Consider the following 17,266-nt stretch of genomic DNA (forward strand, 5'->3'; position numbering starts at 1 on the left):
AATTGTCGAAGACATGGAATCTTAGCGCAACAAAAACCCCGTCGTAAGTCGACAAAAAGGCAAAGCGGACGGGGGCATTGGCACACAAGTTGGCCAACACATTCTAAGGTAAGGGAGAAAGATAAACCCGTTGGGAAAGGACAATAGCTGTGAGCAATATCAAGGTCGGCGTACTTGGCGCCAAGGGCAAGGTAGGGTCCACCATCTGCGAGGCAGTTGAAGCCGCCGACGATTTGGAGCTGGCAGCGGGTCTCGACTCTGGCGATGACCTGAATGAACTTGTCACCGCTGGTGTGCAGACCATTGTTGACTTTACTCAGCCCGACGCTGTGATGGGCAATCTTGAGTTCTGCATTAAGAATGGCATCAACGCCGTCGTGGGTACTACGGGCTTTACCAAGGAGCGCCTCGATCAGGTGCAGCGCTGGCTTGACGACGCCGACGGTGAGGCCAATGTTCTTATTGCACCGAACTTCGCAATCTCCGCGGTACTGACGATGAAGATGGCGGAGCTAGCCGCTCCGTACTTCGATTCCGCTGAAGTTATCGAAATGCACCACCCTTTTAAGAAGGATGCCCCCTCGGGCACCGCTATCCACACTGCTGAGGCTATTGCTCGTGCTCGCAAGGAAGCCGGCATGGGGGAGCAGCCGGACGCCACTGAGCAAACTCTCGATGGTGCTCGCGGTGCTGAGGTCGAGGGCATTCCGGTGCACGCAGTCCGTATGACCGGTTCGGTGGCTCACGAGACCGTTATCTTCGGTGCAGAAGGGCAGTCGCTCACCATCAAGCAGGACTCCTACTCGCGCACCAGCTTCGTACCAGGCGTTCTGCTGGGTGTGCGCAAGATTGAGGATTTTCCGGGCCTGACTGTGGGACTGGAGCCGTTCCTGGGACTTTAATGGCCGGGAGTTAACTGAAAATGTCTGAAAATGTCACTCTCAAGGCGCAGCTAATCGCCGCGACCAACTTCTTCCCGCCGGAGGACATCGACTTTGATAGCGATGCCGATGGTGGGGAAGCATTGATTGAGTTCTCCGGCAGGGCTTGTTATGAAACGTGGGACAAGCCCAATCCACGAACGGCGACGAATAGGGGATATCTGCGACATGTGCTTGAGGTAGGCCACACCTCACTTTTTGAACACGCAAGTGCAAGCATCTATGTTCGTGGGCTGTCGCGCTCGTGTGCACATGAACTCACACGGCACCGCCACTTTTCCTTTTCGCAGTTGTCGCAGCGGTTTGTGCCGGCCAGTTCCAACAATGTTGTGGTTCCTCCCGCAATTGCGGAGGACCCGGATCTGTTGCGAGTTTTCGAAAGCGCGGTTGATCAGTCCCGTTTCGCCTATGGTGAGTTATTAGACGCACTGGAAGAGAAGTGGGCCGACGAGCCCAACGCTATCTTGCGGCGAAAGCAGGCACGCCAGGCAGCCCGGGCGGTTTTGCCCAATGCCACCGAAACTCGAATCGTGGTTACTGGTAACTTCCGGTCTTGGCGCCACTTCATTTCGATGCGTGCGACTGAGCATGCCGATGCTGAAATTCGGGAGTTGGCAGTGGCTTGCCTGCGGGAGCTGCAGCGCTGTGCTCCTGTTGCTTTTGGGGATTTTGAGATTAACACTCTGAAGGATGGGTCGGTCGTCGCGTCGAGTCCTTACGCCTTCGAGGGGTAATCGCACGTACAGTGTGAAGATATAGTCGATTGAGATTTTTAAGAAAAGGTAGTCAACAATGAGCACAGGAATTGCGTCAACTCGCGGTGCTGACATTTTCGGCACCGTCGCCGTAGCTATGGTGACCCCTTTTGATAAGGACGGAAACCTCGATGTCAAGGCGGGTGTGCAGCTCGCTGGTCATCTTGTAGACGGTGGCTGCGATGCACTCATTCTGGCCGGTACTACCGGCGAGTCGCCTACTACGACGGTTGAGGAAAAGCTTGAGCTTCTCCGAGCTGTCCGTGCAGAGATGGGTGACGAGGTTAAGCTCGTGGCCGGTGCCGGCACCAATGACACGGCCGGGTCCATCGAGCTGGCAAAGGCTTCTGTGGAGGCGGGCGCGGATGCGCTGCTCGTCGTCACGCCGTATTACTCCAAGCCGTCCCAGGAGGGGCTGTACCGTCACTTTACGGCAGTGGCTGACGCAACCGAGGCGCCGGTGTGTTTGTATGACATTCCGCCGCGTTCGGTTATTCCGATTGAAGTTGATACCATTTACCGGTTGGCGGAGCACCCGAGAATCCAGGCTGTTAAGGACGCCAAGGGGGATTTGGGAGCTGCCGCCGGCATTATCGCTAATACTGATTTGGCGTGGTACTCCGGTGACGATGTGCTGAACCTTCCGTGGCTGTCTGTTGGCGCCACCGGGTTTATTTCCGTTATTGGACATGCAGCCCCGCAGCTGCTGGCTGAGGTGCGCTCTTGCTTTGACAAGGGAGACCTTGCTGGTGCGCAGGCAGCCCACGCGAAGATGACTCCGCTGTTTGCCGCTCAGGCTGCACTTGGCGGTGTAAGTTTTGCTAAGTCCGCTCTGCGTCTGCAGGGCATTGAGATAGGAGATCCACGCTTGCCGCAAATTGCAGCAAATGACCAGCAGCTTGAGGTGCTTGAAGAAGCTATGCGGAAGGCAGGTGTTCTGTAGTGGCTGAAGGACGCAATCGCGCCCGCAAGGTAACTCGTAAGGCCGGTCCGCCTTCCGAGTCTGACGTGGCTGCAGCAGAGCAGTCCAAGAACTCTGCATCCAAGGGCTCCGACAAGGGTGGAGCTAAATCCAACGGCTCGAAGTCCTCGCAGCGTTCCGGTGATCGTAAGAACGCCGGCAACGCTAAGAAGTCCCAAGGTTCGTCGAATTCTTCCAACCGCGGTTCTCGTGGTGGTCGCGGTGGCCGTGGCGGTAACCGCGGAAATAATTCGCGGGGTGGCCGTGGCGGGCGTGGCGGCAACCGTCGTAACGTAGTGCAGTCGATGCAGGGTGCAGACTTGACGCAACGTCTGCCCGCGCCGCCGAAGGCCCCCAAGGACGGTCTGCGTGTGGTCGCGCTGGGTGGTATTTCCGAAATCGGTCGCAATATGACCGTGTTGGAGTACAAAAACCGACTGATTATCGTCGACTGTGGCGTGCTGTTCCCGAGCTCGGATGAGCCGGGTGTTGACCTGATTCTGCCTGACTTCTCCTACATGGAAGACAAGTGGGATCGCGTGGAAGCTCTCGTGGTCACCCACGGTCACGAGGATCACATCGGTGCTATCCCTTGGTTGCTCAAGCAGCGCGCGGACATCCCGATTATTGCTTCCCGCTTTACCTTGGCACTGATTCAGGCCAAGACACAGGAGCACCGTCAGCGCCCGAAGGTCATCGAGGTCAACGACACCAGCCACATTCAGCGTGGTCCGTTCGATCTGCGTTTCTTCAACGTCAACCACTCGATTCCGGAGTGCCTTGGCATCGTCATTAAGACCGGAGCTGGCATGGTTGTCCACACCGGTGACGTGAAGATGGACCAGACCCCGCCGGACGGAAAGCCGACTGACCTGCCGGCGCTGAGCCGCTACGGTGATGAGGGAATCGACCTCTTCTTGTGTGAGTCCACCAACGCCACAATCCCGGGCTTCTCCGGTTCCGAGGCGGAGTTGGCTCCGACCCTGCGTCGTCTGATTATGGACGCAAAGCAGCGCGTTATCGTTGCGGCTTTCGCGTCGAATGTCTACCGCGTTCAGGCTGTTATCGATGCAGCTGTCAAGGCTGGACGAAAGGTCGCGTTCAACGGCCGCTCCATGATTCGCAACATGCGTATCGCGCAGGAGTTGGGTCTGCTGACCGCGCCAGAGAACACCATCGTGGAGATGAACGAGGCCGCTCGCATGGCGCCCCACAAGGTCGTGCTGGTGACTACCGGTACGCAGGGTGAGCCAATGGCTGCGCTGTCTCGCATGGCCCGTCGTGAGCACCGTCAGATTACCGTCCGTGATGGCGACCTGATTATCCTCAGTTCTTCGCTGGTACCGGGTAACGAAGAGGCGGTCTTCGGCGTTATCAACATGTTGGCCCAGATTGGTGCCACGGTTATCACTGGCAAGGATGCCAAGGTTCACACCTCCGGTCACGGGTTTGCCGGCGAGCTGCTGTTCCTCTACAACGCAGCCCGTCCGTCGAATGTCATGCCAATTCACGGTGAGTGGCGCCACATTCGTGCCAACAAGGAACTGGCTGTGTCCACTGGTGTGAAGCCAGAAAACGTTGTCCTCGCTCAGAACGGTGTGGTTGTCGACCTCGTTGACGGCCGCGCTCGTGTAGTTGGCCAGGTTCCGGTCGGTAACCTCTACGTTGATGGCGTCACCATGGGTGACGTCGACGCTGACGTGCTGGCAGACCGTGCTGAAATGCGTGAAGGTGGTCTTATCACCGTCACAGCCGTCATCGATAACCGCACTGGTCGTCCGTTGGAGAAGCCACGGGCTCAGGCTCGCGGTTACTCGGACGACGCCAAGGAAGTGCTCGCAACCGTCGAGCAGGTCGTTGACGATACTCTCTTTGACCTGGCTGGCAGTGGCGAGAACAATCCATACCGTATGGCTCAGGAAGTTCGTCGCCGCACCGAGCGCGTCATTAACCAGAAATGGCGTCGCAGCCCGATGGTTGTTCCGACCATCGTGCCGATGTCCTCAGAGGCAGCCGAAGAGGTCACCGATGAGGAAATCAAGGAGTCGCGCGAAAGCATCTAAGTTTCTAGAGCGTCTTTTAGCGTAAGAGCCCGCATCCACCTAAAGCCGTGTGGATGCGGGCTTCTCCGTGCCTGGTCTAGTCTGGAGCTATGACTTTTGCTGAACGGGAACGTGAAGACCTAGCTAATCTACTGCTTAGCGTCGGCCCCGACGCACCGACCTTGTGCGAGGGCTGGACAACCCGGGATTTGGCCAACCACCTTTACATTCGCGAAAACCGTCTGGATGCCGCTGGCGGGATGTTCGTCAAGGCGCTTTCGGAACGCCTCGATGCTGTTACCGCTGAGGTCAATCGAATGCCCTACGTCGAAGTGGTGGGGAAGTGGGGCAGTGGTGCTCCGCGATGGAATCCAATGAACTGGGCAGACCGCTATGTCAACACTGCGGAGAACTTCGTTCACCACGAGGACGTCCGTCGTGCCCAGGAAGGTTGGACCGTTCGTCAGCTGCCACCCTCCGGAGTTTCAGACCTGTGGCGCCTGGTCACTACTGCCGGCCGTATGATGTTGCGCGGTTCGACCTCGACCGTGGTGCTAATGCGCGACGACGGGGTTGCGGTGACCCTAATCGACAACAGTGCTAAGGGTGCTCCGGTTGTGACTGTCCGCGGAAGCGTCGGGGAACTGGTGTTGTGGCTCTATGGCCGTGACGAGGTACGCGTCACCATCGACGGCGACGAATCGGGCATCAAGCGCAACAGCCTTTAAGATCACGTTCTCAGTTCTGGACAGTCGTGGCAGCCCGCCTGTTAAACAATGACACGCGTGTGACTAATGTGAAAACGATCCGGTGTTAGCTGTAAGGTTATGGTCATGTCTGCGACCAGCCGAACCAGAACTGACAATCGTCGTGGATCTTCCCGCTCTGCGGAGACAGATGCCACGCGGCGATACCCCGTGCACAGTGCCACGGAGGAATTCGAGCGCACTCCTAGCGCCATGTCGTTCGTGGGCAATAGCTTGGCCAGCGCCTGGACTGAAACTGCCCGCGGCGTGGCCGGTCTTGCCCGTCGGGTAGGCGGTCGCAAAAATAAGCGAGATGAAGAGGAGAATATGTCGCGGCGCGAAAGAGACGCCGATTTTTCGACGAAGCCCCGTAGGAAGCGTCGTAAAGCAGCTAGCGGCTATGACGATGTAATTGAACCGCCGGCACCGGCCTCCGTGCCAGCTGACGAGTTCGACGCAGACTTCGATGAGGGTGGCGAACCGGGATCGAAGGATGGCCTCGCACTACTCGTGCTGGCGTTGGCGATTGTGCTCGCTGGCTCGACATGGTTCCACCTGGCAGGGCCAGTGGGGGAGTTCATTGAAACGGCAGTGCGCACGCTCATTGGTATCGGCGCTTTTGTACTTCCGGTGCTGCTCGGTGTTGTTTCCGTATTAATGATGCTGGATGCTATGCCGCGCCGTGAACGTCTGACACCTACCATCACTGGAGCTTCGCTGATCGTGGTGGGGCTGCTCGCAATTGTGCATATCGGCTCGGGTCGTCCTGCGGACTGGCAGGGGCGACGTGCAGCTGGTGGCGCAATTGGTGGTTATATCGGTTCGCCGCTAGCAGCCGGGTTTACCTCGTGGGTCGCCGTGGTTTTGTTGCTGGGTATCGTTTTTTACGGCGCTCTGGTGCTCTCTGGCGCGACGGTGCGCCAGCTTATCGATGCCACTAAGGAATACTTCAACTTTTCCGAGTGGTCTTCGCGTCGTGCCGGCGACGAGCCGGAATCGGACGATCCCTACGGCAATGTCGATGACATGCTGGAACGTCGTGCGAGCTGGGATTCCGATACCGCATATGCCGATGAGGACTTTGACCAGCCGACGCAGCTAATTGAGCGTCGCCCAAGCCACAGCAGCCGCACGCAGCATTCCTCGTCTCGTTCGACCGGTCGCCCTGCTTACCGAGCGTCCCGCCGTGGCGCGGATAGCCGTATATCCGCACCCGAACCCGCGCCTTACGACGAACCGGATACTGACGGTAACCTCTACGATCTTTTGGACGAAGAGCCGCAGAGGAACCGACAGGCTCCGCGACGTGCCCGTCAGGTTGAGGATGTCGACTACGATTCGGCAAAGACCACAGTGTTCGATGTCCGGAATGGGGCACCGCACTCCAATCGAGTTTCCCCAGTGGAGCCGGCGTTTCCGGCAGCTGAGTACGTGGAGGAAGCTCAGTCGGATGCAGTACATCGCGACACCGCTGAGACAGAATCGACTATTCCAGCTGTCGGGGGCACGAACTACCACGCTGTCGACGAGGATTATGACGAGTACTCCGAGTACCCGACGCAGGAGGCTGCTGCAGCTAATAACAGCGAACGGAATTGTGTTTCCGATTCCCGAGCTCCGAAACAGCCCGCTGTTCAACCTGAGGCCGTAGAGCCGGCGAGCGCGCCGCAGGGCGAGTCGTCTGTCGATGATTCGCGGGATGCAGTGTCTGAGGCTACCCGCCGCACAATGGATGCCATTGCCGCTCGTTCTGGTATCGATGCCTCTAAGATTCCGGCCACAACTCCGAAGTCTGAATTGGAAAAGGATGCCGAGGGTACTTCCGGTTCGTCGGCACGCACGCCGGAATCTGACTACCACCTGCCATCGACTAATTTGTTGATTCCAGGTGAGCGTCCCAAGACACGTACGGCGACGAACGACCGCATGATTGAGGCGATTACTGAAGTATTCGCAGAATTCAAGGTCGATGCTGCGGTGACTGGTTTCTCTCGCGGTCCGACGGTGACTCGCTACGAGGTCGAGCTTGGCCCGGGCGTGAAGGTCTCGAAGATCACGAACCTCCAGTCCAACATTGCCTATGCGGTAGCGACCGACAATGTCCGCCTACTGACTCCGATTCCGGGCAAGTCAGCCGTTGGTATCGAGGTACCGAACAACGACCGTGAGATGGTTCGGCTTGCCGACGTACTCAACGCGCCCAAAACCGTTGCGAACGATGACCCGATGCTGATTGGGCTCGGTAAGGATATTGAGGGCGAGTTTATCTCGCACTCCATCCAGAAAATGCCGCACCTTCTCGTTGCCGGTTCGACCGGTTCGGGTAAGTCCGCGTTCGTAAATTCGATGTTGGTTTCGCTGCTGACTCGTGCGACCCCGGAGGATGTCCGCCTGATTCTGGTGGACCCGAAGATGGTCGAGCTGACTCCATATGAGGGGATTCCTCACCTGATTACGCCAATCATCACTCAGCCGAAGAAGGCCGCGGCGGCTCTGCAGTGGCTGGTTGAAGAGATGGAACAGCGGTACATGGACATGAAGGCCGCCCGCGTCCGTCACATCAAGGACTTCAACCGTAAGGTCAAGTCCGGTGAGATTACGACGCCACTTGGCTCGGAACGCGAGTACCGTCCGTACCCGTACATTGTCTGTGTCGTCGACGAGCTGGCAGACCTGATGATGACCGCACCCCGCGATATCGAAGATGCGATTGTGCGCATCACGCAGAAGGCCCGTGCCGCCGGTATCCACTTGGTGTTGGCTACGCAGCGTCCGTCTGTGGATGTGGTCACCGGTTTGATTAAGACGAACGTGCCATCGCGATTGGCATTCGCTACCTCGTCACTCACGGACTCCCGCGTCATTCTTGACCAGGGAGGTGCTGAAAAGCTCATTGGTATGGGCGATGGCCTGTTCATTCCACAGGGTGCAGGCAAGCCGCGACGGCTGCAGGGTGCCTTCGTCACAGACGAGGAGATTCAGGCAGTAGTCGATGCGGCTAAGGCACAGGCCGAGCCGGATTACACCGAGGGTGTCACAGAGGATAAGAGCGCTGAGGCTGAGCGCAACATTGACCCCGATATTGGAGATGACCTGGAAGATTTGCTTCAGGCAGTCGAGCTGGTGGTCACCGCACAGCACGGGTCGACCTCGATGTTGCAGCGCAAGATGCGAGTCGGCTTTGCCAAGGCTGGTCGACTGATGGACCTGATGGAAACTCGCGGAGTGGTCGGGCCATCAGAGGGCTCTAAGGCACGTGAGGTGCTGGTCAAGCCAGAGGAGCTCGAAACCATTAAGTGGATGATCAAGGGCGCAAACCCGGAGGATGCTCCTAAGGAAGAAGTAAACGTAGTCGACGCTGATCCGAATCAGTCTATGGCGTAGGACGACCCAGCCTTACCGCCGTTTCTGATTGCGTGTATAGTCGGCACACGTGGAGGGGAGTATCCCCGGTAAAAGTGGATGTTTTCCGCTAGCCCGTGACGGTTATCGTCAGCACGGATTGGACGCACAGACTCGTCTTGCGCACATCGAATCCCGGTGCCGTCACTTTTGCCACTATGGCAGAAGCAGGAGAGACCTCCGGTTCATGTTCGCACGACCGGAGGTCTTTTTTTAATATGCATGTCCCCGCATTGGTATGGATTATCACCATTGTGGTCGTCATGGGTTTTATCGCCTTTGACTTCTATGCACACGTTCGCACGCCGCATAACCCAACTATGAAGGAAGCCGGCATCTGGACCGCTTTCTACGTAGTCTTGGCATTAATTTTCGGCGGAATGGTGTGGTTGTTATGGGATCACCACCGAGGCATTGAGTTTCTATCGGGCTATATCACCGAAAAGGCGCTCAGCGTAGACAATCTATTTGTCTTTGCACTCATCATCGGCGCATTCAAGATTCCGCGCCAGTACCAACAAAAGGTTTTGCTGTTCGGTATTGCGATGGCGCTGGTATTCAGAGGCCTGTTCATTTGGGCTGGTGCGGCAGTTATTGCCAAGTGGTCTGACGTTTTCTACCTGTTTGCAATCTTCCTGATTTACACGGCTATCAAGACGGTGTACGACGAAGCCGTCGATAAGCCGGAACCCGATCCGTCGGATATGAAGCTGATTCAATGGCTGCGTCGAATCGTCCCAATTTCGGACCATTACAACAAGGACAAGCTGACCGTTAAGGAAAACGGCAAGCGTTACTTGACTCCACTTGCCATCGCGCTGGTGTCCATCGGTTTTATCGATGTGATGTTTGCGTTTGACTCTATCCCGGCTATCTACGGCCTGACGGATGAGGCATATATCGTCTTTACTGCAAATGCCCTTGCTCTCATGGGGTTGCGACAGATGTACTTCCTGCTCGACGGTCTGCTGGATCGCTTGGTGTACCTGGCTTATGGCCTGGGTGTCATCCTGGCCTTTATTGGTGTGAAGTTGCTGTTGCACGCACTGCATGAAAACAACCTGCCGTTTATCAACAGCGGTGAGAACGTGTCGGTGCCTGAAGTATCGACCTGGGCGTCGCTGGCGGTCATCGTCATCGTTCTGGTGGTGACTGTCCTGGCATCGTGGCTCAAGAGCAAGCGTGATGAAAACATGGGTGCGATTGCCCTTCCGCGTGTTCACCACGATGATGATGGAAGCCGCGATGGCCTCGGCTCTCACGCCTCCTCTACTTCTGTCAGTGAGGGGTCAACGTCGGCCGGAAGCGAAACTAACGGTTCACACACCGGTAAGAACGAGCCTGGGCGTTAATCGAACACGATTGTGAGATAAGGTAACAACTGTGACTGCTCCAAGTGCTGATACAAGCCGTGTTTCCAACTGGAACTTGCCCAATTTCCTGACCGTGCTTCGCATCCTCGGAGTACCGGTGTTCCTGTGGGTACTTCTTCAGGAGGGCGGCGAAGCCACCAATTGGCGCTGGTGGTCGTTTGTCGTATTCGCGCTTCTGATGGCGACTGACAAGTTGGACGGGCACCTCGCACGTAGCCGTAACCTCATTACCGACTTTGGCAAGATTGCCGATCCGATTGCCGATAAGGCTCTAATGCTGGCTGCGCTGATTGGTATGAACATCATCGACATTCTGCCGTGGTGGGTGACTGTCATCATCGTGATTCGCGAAGGTGGCATCACCATCTGGCGTATGTTCGCCCTGCGTCAGGGGCGTGTTGTTCCGGCTTCTCGGGGCGGCAAGATAAAGACGGTCCTGCAGTCTGTAGCAGTGGGGCTCTTCCTGATGCCAGTGGACTGGTTGTTCTGGCCGTCCTGGATTGTGATGGTTGCCGCCATTGTCGTCACCGTCGGTACTGGTATCCAGTACATTGTGGATGCGCGAAAGGTCTCGTAGAGAAATTAAGTGGAGGGTAAAGCTGTGAACACAGTCGAACGCCTCGCCCAGAGCGACGAAAACGCTGACGGTGTCGATGGCGTTTCGCTTCAACTCGTCCAAACGCTTACGGCTCGTGGCGAGACTTTTGCAGCCGCAGAATCACTTACCGCAGGTCTTCTCTGCGCTACAGTTGCCTCCGTACCGGGAGCCTCCGCCGTTCTCCGCGGTGGCGTGGTCACTTACGCCACTGACACGAAGGCGTTGCTTGCCGACGTGCCAAAGGATGCTTTGGCCGCATATGGCCCCGTGTCCGAGTTGACGGCCCGGTATATGGCACTTGGAGTGGCAAATAAAGCAGTGGCGGACTGGGGGATTTCGCTAACTGGCGTTGCTGGTCCAGCGATGCAGGATGGGCACCCAGTAGGTGAAGTCTGGTGTGGTCTGAAACCGCCGGGAGTTTCGTACCTTGATGGGGTAACTGCTGTTAGGTTGCCGGTGAATAAAGAGGGGTCGCGCGCGGAGATTCGTCGTCAAGCAGTGGTATTGGCGTTAGAACTGTTGTTGCAGAATCTCGACGGTGAGTAGAATTTTTGAAAATTGGGAACAGGTCGGCCTTCTAAAGCGTTAGAGAAAGTGATGACCAACAATACTGCACTTATGACCATTCGCTACCCAGAGGTAGATAGCGCTGCCGCTTTCGAAGCTTCCATGGATGCCACAGCACCGTCGGCGCGGGTGGCTGTAGGGGAGCAGCCTGGATCGGTTGCAAAGTTAACGGCACAGGATTTGGCGGAACGGGGAGAATCCCGTGAGCCACTCCTGCGAGAGGCACTGGGGGAGACGCTGCGTGATATCCGTTCGCGCAGTGGACAGACGCTGCGTGAGCTTTCTGAAAATGCGGCTATTAGCCCTGGTTATTTGTCTGAGCTTGAGCGTGGACGGAAAGAAGTCTCATCTGAGCTGCTGGCGTCGGTATGCGCGGCGCTTGGTGTGACGGTGTCGGATTTGATGATGGAAGCAGCCACAGCGATGGCCCTGCATTCGGCGAGCCCAGAATTGGCAGCGATGTAGAAATTGGTTGCGGCGGTGGAATTTCATTCCATTGCTCCGGTACTTAGCACCCGAAGACGCTCGGCTTTAGTTAAGATTGGGTGCGCGATAAGCACAGACCTGCTTTGAGGTAGTTGCAATAAGAAAGGTGTATGGGACGCTATGGCTAATCCATTTGTAAAGCTGTGGAATTACTTGATGGCCGCTTTTGATTCCAAGATTGAGGAAAACGCTGATCCGAAGGTGCAGATTCAGCAGGCTATCGAGGATGCCCAGCGGCAGCACCAGGAACTATCGCAGCAGGCAGCGGCGGTGATTGGTAATCAGCGCCAGCTGGAAATGCGCCTTAACCGTCAGCTCGCTGAGATTGAGAAGCTGCAGGGGAACACTCGTCAGGCATTGCAGCTCGCTGACAAGGCTCGTGCTGAGGGGGATACTGCCAAGGCTACGGAGTATGAGAACGCAGCTGAGGCTTTCGCAGCTCAGTTGGTTACTGCTGAGCAGTCGGTAGAAGATTTGAAGGCTCTGCACGATCAGTCGCTGCAGCAGGCGGCTCAGGCTAAGAAGGCCGTCGAGCGTAATTCCATGCAGCTGCAGCAGAAGGTCGCGGAGCGCGCAAAGCTCCTCAGCCAGCTGGAGCAAGCAAAGATGCAGGAGAAAGTCTCTGAGTCCCTGCAGTCGATGAATCAGATTTCTTCGGGGGCTACACCTAATCTGGATCAGGTTCGTGACAAGATTGAGCGTCGTTACGCTAACGCTCTTGGTCAGGCCGAGCTAGCTCAGAACTCGGTTCAGGGGCGTATGGCTGAGGTAGAGGCCGCAGGCGTTCAGCTTGCTGGGCACTCTCGCCTGGAGCAAATCCGCGCAGAAATGAACGGTGGCAACGAGCTCTCTGGTGGCGAGGCTCAGAAGTCCATCGAGGGAAGCGCTGCCTCCAACGTTGACCCTGCTGTTGCTGAGCGCATGCGCCAGCTGCGTGAGGGCAATTAATTCTCCTACTCACCTTCACCACGTGCGATTAGCGAATCACCCATTGCCTTCGAGCGATTAATGGTTCGGATGACTACTGGTACGCCGAAGGCAATGATTGAGCCGGCAGCCCCTCGTGCTTTTCGAGCTTCCAGTACCTCGGCAGCGGCCATAACCTGAAGCGGAATCATACGCAGCGTCAGCGATAGTGCGAGCGCGATGGTGTCGACTGGTAGGCCGAAACGGGCGAACGGCTGCATCGCAGTGGTCAAAGTATCCATGATGTCGCTGACGCGGGTCGTCAGCGTTAGCAATATTGCCGCTGCGATTGCGGCGAGAAGCGCGAGGAAGGTCGTCAGCGCTTGCTCACCTCCGGCGCGCCACCACAGGAGAAGCGAAAGCAGCGCCAAAATGATGACGGCTCCACGGAGCTGTCGGAAAGCAACCATTGGTGGCACCTTGGCCACCGCATAAGCAAGGGTGATAATTGCCAGGGCAATCGCCCCGCCTAGCCAGGTATCCACGAGAATCCCGGTGAGCAATAAAAATGCGATGACAATGATGAGTTTGGGGGCCGTCGGGAGCCTGTGCACAGGCGACTTATGGTTTAGGTAAAGCCCTAACGGGACATCGGCTGGATGAATCATGAGCGGCCTTCTTCCGCACGAGTCATATCGCTGACGTATCGGTCAATAACTTCCTTCGGCGCACCGTCGTCGACGATTTCTCCTGCGCTTACGCGGATAACCCGGTCGAAGTCCATAAGAAAATCCAGATCATGAGTGACCACGATAATTTGCTGCTCAAGCTGGGCGAAAATACTCCGAATGTGGAGACGATTGCGCAAGTCGAGGAGCGTAGTGGGCTCATCGGCAATAATGGTCGTGGGATTAAGAATTAACACTGCCGCCAGCGCCAGTAGCTGTTTTTGTCCACCCGAGAGCAAGTGTGGCGAGGCGTCAGCATGATTGGCGAGCCCAAATCGCTCAAGAGCTTCCTGCACCAGCTGGTTGCGCTCATCCTTTGGCAGTTTTCGCTTGCGTAGTGAAAAGGCAATGTCCTCTGCGACTGTCGGCATCACAATTTGGTTATCCGCATCAGAAAAGATGAAGCCGACATTCTTGCGAATTGCCTTTGCCTGCTTTGCGACATTCATGCCCTCATACGTGACCGTGCCACCAGTGACCGGGCCCAGGCCGTTAATGAGTCGCACCAGCGTGGACTTACCGCCACCGTTTTCGCCGATAATGCCAATGCGGTTCTCTGTGAGAGTTAGCGTGGTCGGCTTCAGTATCTGGCGTCCCGAATAGGTTGCGGACGCGCGGTCAAAAGCGATGGTGGGCATAGTGCGACTCGAGACCCTTTCTAATTCTGTGGGGTTAATTGCCCGAGGTGGCTGCTTCCTTAACCAAACGACTTTGCTTACGGTTGGCAGCGTCGGGAAGCAAATCAGGGAAAGCCTGCAGTACGGCAGTAGCAATAAGCGCGGCTACGACAACCTTTGCCACGTCGCCTGGGATAAACGGGACGTTGGTAATCAGTGCGTCGGTGAAGCTAAGTCCCATACGCCAAGTCAATCCGACAGATCCGAAGAAGTACTGTAGTAGAACTCCGACGAGGCCTGCGCCGATGAAGACGCTGATTCGTGAAACCTTCGCCCGTGGTGCTTGCTGGGCAATCGCGCCGATTGCGAAACCGGCAATTAAATAGCCGACAATGTAACCCACGGTAGGGCCGGGGAGTGCGGCGAGAAGTGGTTTCCAGCCCGCCATGTTTGGGACACCCACGAGACCAACAGCCAGGAACAGGGTAGTGGCGAGGCCGCCACGTTTGAATCCGAGAATCATCCCGGCCAGTGCGATGCCCATGTTCTGTAGCACGATTGGCACGCCGAGGCCGCCAACGGGAATGGCAATGCCGCCGAGCACGATGATTAGTGCTGCGAAAGCAGCGATAATAGTGAGGTCATACACCTTGGAATTATTCACAGCTCTCATCTTAAACCCCTGAGTTGAGCACTGTTCAGGCAGGGGGCCGGGGATTCGTCTATGCAAAAAGGCGCCCAGGTAGGTATCAGTGACAGGTATCTTGTACGTTGGTCTCATGCGATTGGCCGATTTTCACAACTTCGTCAACCACGAATTTGGGCCTCAGCACGGCCCGTGGCTGTTGCATTCCCACGTACTGATGGAATATGGAAAAACTCCCGCGGAACTGCTCGAGGACGGGGTCGAACCTCGGGATATCTGGTGGGCGCTGTGTAGGGAACACGATATTCCTGAAGACCGCTGGTACGGTCCTGACGAATAGGTTCCGGCGTAGACGACGGTGAATGCTTGCCGACGGCTCTTGCGTGTCGTTGCCATTCGAACAGGGTTTCGCATATTATCGAAAGTGCTGATGAAGTCAATCCGTCTGATTCGGTATAACTTCCGGGTGTAACCGGCAGTAGAGGTGTCGCGGACCAATTTGGAACCGGAACGGCTAGTTTCGCGCCTAATTAAGTGTGAGCGAAGTTTCTGTTTTGGATGAAAATCGGGAGACACATTCTCTGAGTACGGCTCCAGAACCCGATACCGTACGCGACAATGACCGCGACAATGACAATGAGGAAGAACAACGAACTATGGCTCGTAAGAAGGCTACGGCTTCGAACCAGGGCAATAATCGCCTGAAGGCGCTCGATGTAGCTCTGGCGAACATTGAGAAGGACTTTGGTAAGGGTGCAGTTATGCGCCTGGGGGACGACAATCGTCCTCCAATTCAGGTTATTCCCTCCGGCAATATCGCTATCGACGTGGCCTTGGGCCTGGGCGGGTTCCCGCGTGGTCGTATCGTAGAAATCTATGGTCCAGAATCCTCAGGTAAGACCACAGTCGCACTGCATGCTATTGCAGAGGCGCAGCGGCAGGGCGGTATTGCCGCATTTATTGATGCGGAGCATGCGCTGGATCCGGTTTATGCGCGCAAGCTTGGAGTAGATACGGACAACCTTCTGGTATCCCAACCAGATACCGGTGAGCAGGCACTTGAGATTACAGATATGTTGGTGCGTTCCGGTGCTATTGACATCATCGTGGTTGACTCGGTGGCCGCGTTGACTCCGAAGGCTGAAATCGACGGTGAAATGGGCGATTCCCACGTTGGCCTGCAGGCGCGGTTGATGAGTCAGGCGCTGCGCAAGATGACTGGTGCGCTGTCCCACACCGGCACCACTGCCATCTTCATTAACCAGCTGCGTGAAAAGATTGGCGTCATGTTCGGCTCTCCTGAGACCACCACGGGTGGTAAAGCACTGAAGTTCTACGCTTCCGTTCGCTGTGACGTACGCCGAATTCAGACGTTGAAGGACGGCCAGGATGCGGTGGGTAACCGCACGCGCTTGAAGGTAGTCAAGAACAAGGTGTCGCCGCCGTTCAAGCAGGCAGAGTTTGACATCATCTACGGCGAGGGCATTTCGCGTGAGGGCTCGTTGATTGACATGGGCGTTGATAACGGCATTGTCAAGAAGTCCGGTTCGTGGTTTACCTACGAGGGCGATCAGTTGGGTCAGGGCAAGGAAAAGGCTCGTATGCACCTGCGCGAGAATCCAGAAATTGCCCAGGAAATCGAAGTCAAGATCAAGAAGAAGCTCGGTGTCGGGGAATTCGCGGAGGTCGAGGATGAGACCGATATCGATGCCCCTGTCGATGTCGTGCCGGACATCGACTTCGATGATTTGGAAGACTAGCTAGCTCACGGCGTAGTGCCGCGACACACGAAAAGAGAGGACCGTGGAGGATCGTAACGGCCGCGATGTGCGGGAGACTATCGAAAAGCTTGCTCAGCAGATTGCGGAAGCTGACGGTGGTTCGCTCTACGATGCGGGTCGTGAGGAATCCAAGGCCCCGATTCGTGCTAAGGCACTGCGCTTGCTCGATCAGCGAATGCGTTCCCGCAAGGAACTCGTAGAAAGGCTCGAGGCAGTCGAGGAGTTTCCAACCTCGATGATTGAAGAAGTCGTTGATGACCTGACCCGAAGTGGATTGGTTAATGACGAGCTTTTCGCATCCGAATGGGTGCGGCAGCGCTTTGCCAGTCGCGGCAAGTCGAAGATGGTTTTGAACCGGGAGCTGCAGGAAAAAGGCATTGATGCTTCTCTTCGTGCAGATGCGTTGGAGCAGATTACGCACAACGCGGAAGAAGAAGTCGCCCGGAAGCTAGCGGCGAAGAAAGCGGCCACTATTAAAACAGTGGCACCTGACTTCAACTCCAAGCAAAAGGATTTACGCAAAGTCGTCGGTGTGCTGGCGCGGCGCGGTTTCCCCTCTGAATTGTCCATGAGCATTGCTCGGGATCAGTTAGAAGAGCGATACCGGGAACTCGAAGAGGACACAGATTAGCGCCGGTGCCACCGCACGCCGGATTAGCACGCCGGCTGCGGACCCGTCAGGTTTAAAGGGGTCGCTGATTGGGGAAATGGGCCATA

General features: G+C 56.5%; 17 protein-coding genes. 14 read left to right on the plus strand and 3 right to left on the minus strand.

Annotated features, from left to right (window positions below):
* Positions 1–149: 149 nt before the first annotated feature.
* From dapB to HMPREF1206_RS06865, 11 genes are all read left to right on the plus strand, one after another.
* Positions 150–902 (plus strand): 4-hydroxy-tetrahydrodipicolinate reductase, encoded by a 753-nt coding sequence (dapB, locus tag HMPREF1206_RS06815; RefSeq protein WP_016422598.1) that lies wholly within the window; start codon positions 150–152, stop codon positions 900–902.
* 20 nt (positions 903–922) lie between these two features.
* Entirely contained in the window at positions 923–1,675 is a 753-nt protein-coding gene (gene thyX / locus HMPREF1206_RS06820) for an FAD-dependent thymidylate synthase (RefSeq protein ID WP_016422599.1), read from the plus strand.
* Between the two features lie 58 nt (positions 1,676–1,733).
* On the plus strand, positions 1,734–2,639 hold the full coding sequence (gene dapA, locus HMPREF1206_RS06825; RefSeq protein ID WP_016422600.1) for a 4-hydroxy-tetrahydrodipicolinate synthase: 906 nt from the start codon (positions 1,734–1,736) through the stop codon (positions 2,637–2,639).
* On the plus strand, positions 2,639–4,720 hold the full coding sequence (locus tag HMPREF1206_RS06830; protein ID WP_016422601.1) for a ribonuclease J: 2,082 nt from the start codon (positions 2,639–2,641) through the stop codon (positions 4,718–4,720). The genes dapA and HMPREF1206_RS06830 overlap by 1 nt, the downstream gene beginning before the upstream one ends.
* 89 nt (positions 4,721–4,809) lie before the next feature.
* The gene (locus HMPREF1206_RS06835) at positions 4,810–5,427 is read left to right on the plus strand and encodes a TIGR03085 family metal-binding protein (RefSeq protein ID WP_016422602.1); all 618 of its coding nucleotides are present in this window, start codon (positions 4,810–4,812) and stop codon (positions 5,425–5,427) included.
* A 105-nt stretch (positions 5,428–5,532) separates the two neighbouring features.
* Positions 5,533–8,829, plus strand: a complete 3,297-nt coding sequence (locus HMPREF1206_RS06840) for a DNA translocase FtsK (protein ID WP_016422603.1) — start codon at positions 5,533–5,535, stop codon at positions 8,827–8,829.
* A 236-nt stretch (positions 8,830–9,065) separates the two neighbouring features.
* Complete coding sequence (locus tag HMPREF1206_RS06845; RefSeq protein ID WP_016422604.1) at positions 9,066–10,199, plus strand: TerC family protein; 1,134 nt, start codon at positions 9,066–9,068, stop codon at positions 10,197–10,199.
* A gap of 31 nt (positions 10,200–10,230) precedes the next feature.
* A complete protein-coding gene (pgsA, locus tag HMPREF1206_RS06850) occupies positions 10,231–10,797 on the plus strand; it encodes a CDP-diacylglycerol--glycerol-3-phosphate 3-phosphatidyltransferase (protein WP_016422605.1) in 567 nt (188 codons plus the stop codon).
* Positions 10,798–10,821: 24 nt separating this feature from the next.
* Positions 10,822–11,364 carry a CinA family protein gene (locus tag HMPREF1206_RS06855; RefSeq protein ID WP_016422606.1) on the plus strand — a complete coding sequence of 181 codons (543 nt, stop codon included), beginning with the start codon at positions 10,822–10,824 and terminating at the stop codon, positions 11,362–11,364.
* A gap of 51 nt (positions 11,365–11,415) precedes the next feature.
* Positions 11,416–11,850 carry a helix-turn-helix domain-containing protein gene (locus tag HMPREF1206_RS06860; RefSeq protein WP_016422607.1) on the plus strand — a complete coding sequence of 145 codons (435 nt, stop codon included), beginning with the start codon at positions 11,416–11,418 and terminating at the stop codon, positions 11,848–11,850.
* A gap of 141 nt (positions 11,851–11,991) precedes the next feature.
* Positions 11,992–12,819, plus strand: a complete 828-nt coding sequence (locus HMPREF1206_RS06865) for a PspA/IM30 family protein (RefSeq protein WP_005509356.1) — start codon at positions 11,992–11,994, stop codon at positions 12,817–12,819.
* 5 nt (positions 12,820–12,824) lie between these two features.
* Here HMPREF1206_RS06865 and HMPREF1206_RS06870 read toward each other — a convergent pair whose 3' ends face one another.
* From HMPREF1206_RS06870 to HMPREF1206_RS06880, 3 genes are read right to left on the minus strand one after another with little or no spacing between them, the layout of a single operon-like run.
* Positions 12,825–13,445: an energy-coupling factor transporter transmembrane protein EcfT gene (locus HMPREF1206_RS06870; RefSeq protein ID WP_016422608.1), complete on the minus strand. Its 621-nt coding sequence runs from the start codon at positions 13,443–13,445 to the stop codon at positions 12,825–12,827.
* A complete protein-coding gene (locus HMPREF1206_RS06875; protein WP_016422609.1) occupies positions 13,442–14,143 on the minus strand; it encodes an energy-coupling factor ABC transporter ATP-binding protein in 702 nt (233 codons plus the stop codon). The genes HMPREF1206_RS06870 and HMPREF1206_RS06875 overlap by 4 nt, the downstream gene beginning before the upstream one ends.
* A 34-nt stretch (positions 14,144–14,177) precedes the next feature.
* On the minus strand, positions 14,178–14,795 hold the full coding sequence (locus HMPREF1206_RS06880; protein WP_016422610.1) for a biotin transporter BioY: 618 nt from the start codon (positions 14,793–14,795) through the stop codon (positions 14,178–14,180).
* Between the two features lie 79 nt (positions 14,796–14,874).
* Between HMPREF1206_RS06880 and HMPREF1206_RS06885 the strand changes: the two genes are divergently transcribed.
* The 3 genes from HMPREF1206_RS06885 to HMPREF1206_RS06895 all read left to right on the plus strand — a co-directional run bounded on the left by HMPREF1206_RS06885 (position 14,875) and on the right by HMPREF1206_RS06895 (position 17,180).
* Positions 14,875–15,108: a DUF3046 domain-containing protein gene (locus tag HMPREF1206_RS06885; RefSeq protein WP_005509697.1), complete on the plus strand. Its 234-nt coding sequence runs from the start codon at positions 14,875–14,877 to the stop codon at positions 15,106–15,108.
* Between the two features lie 316 nt (positions 15,109–15,424).
* Entirely contained in the window at positions 15,425–16,528 is a 1,104-nt protein-coding gene (gene recA / locus HMPREF1206_RS06890; RefSeq protein ID WP_016422611.1) for a recombinase RecA, read from the plus strand.
* A 43-nt stretch (positions 16,529–16,571) separates the two neighbouring features.
* On the plus strand, positions 16,572–17,180 hold the full coding sequence (locus HMPREF1206_RS06895) for a regulatory protein RecX (RefSeq protein WP_016422612.1): 609 nt from the start codon (positions 16,572–16,574) through the stop codon (positions 17,178–17,180).
* Positions 17,181–17,266: the final 86 nt, after the last annotated feature.

It is taken from the genome of Corynebacterium sp. HFH0082, from assembly GCF_000411235.1.
Lineage (GTDB): Bacteria > Actinomycetota > Actinomycetes > Mycobacteriales > Mycobacteriaceae > Corynebacterium > Corynebacterium jeikeium_D.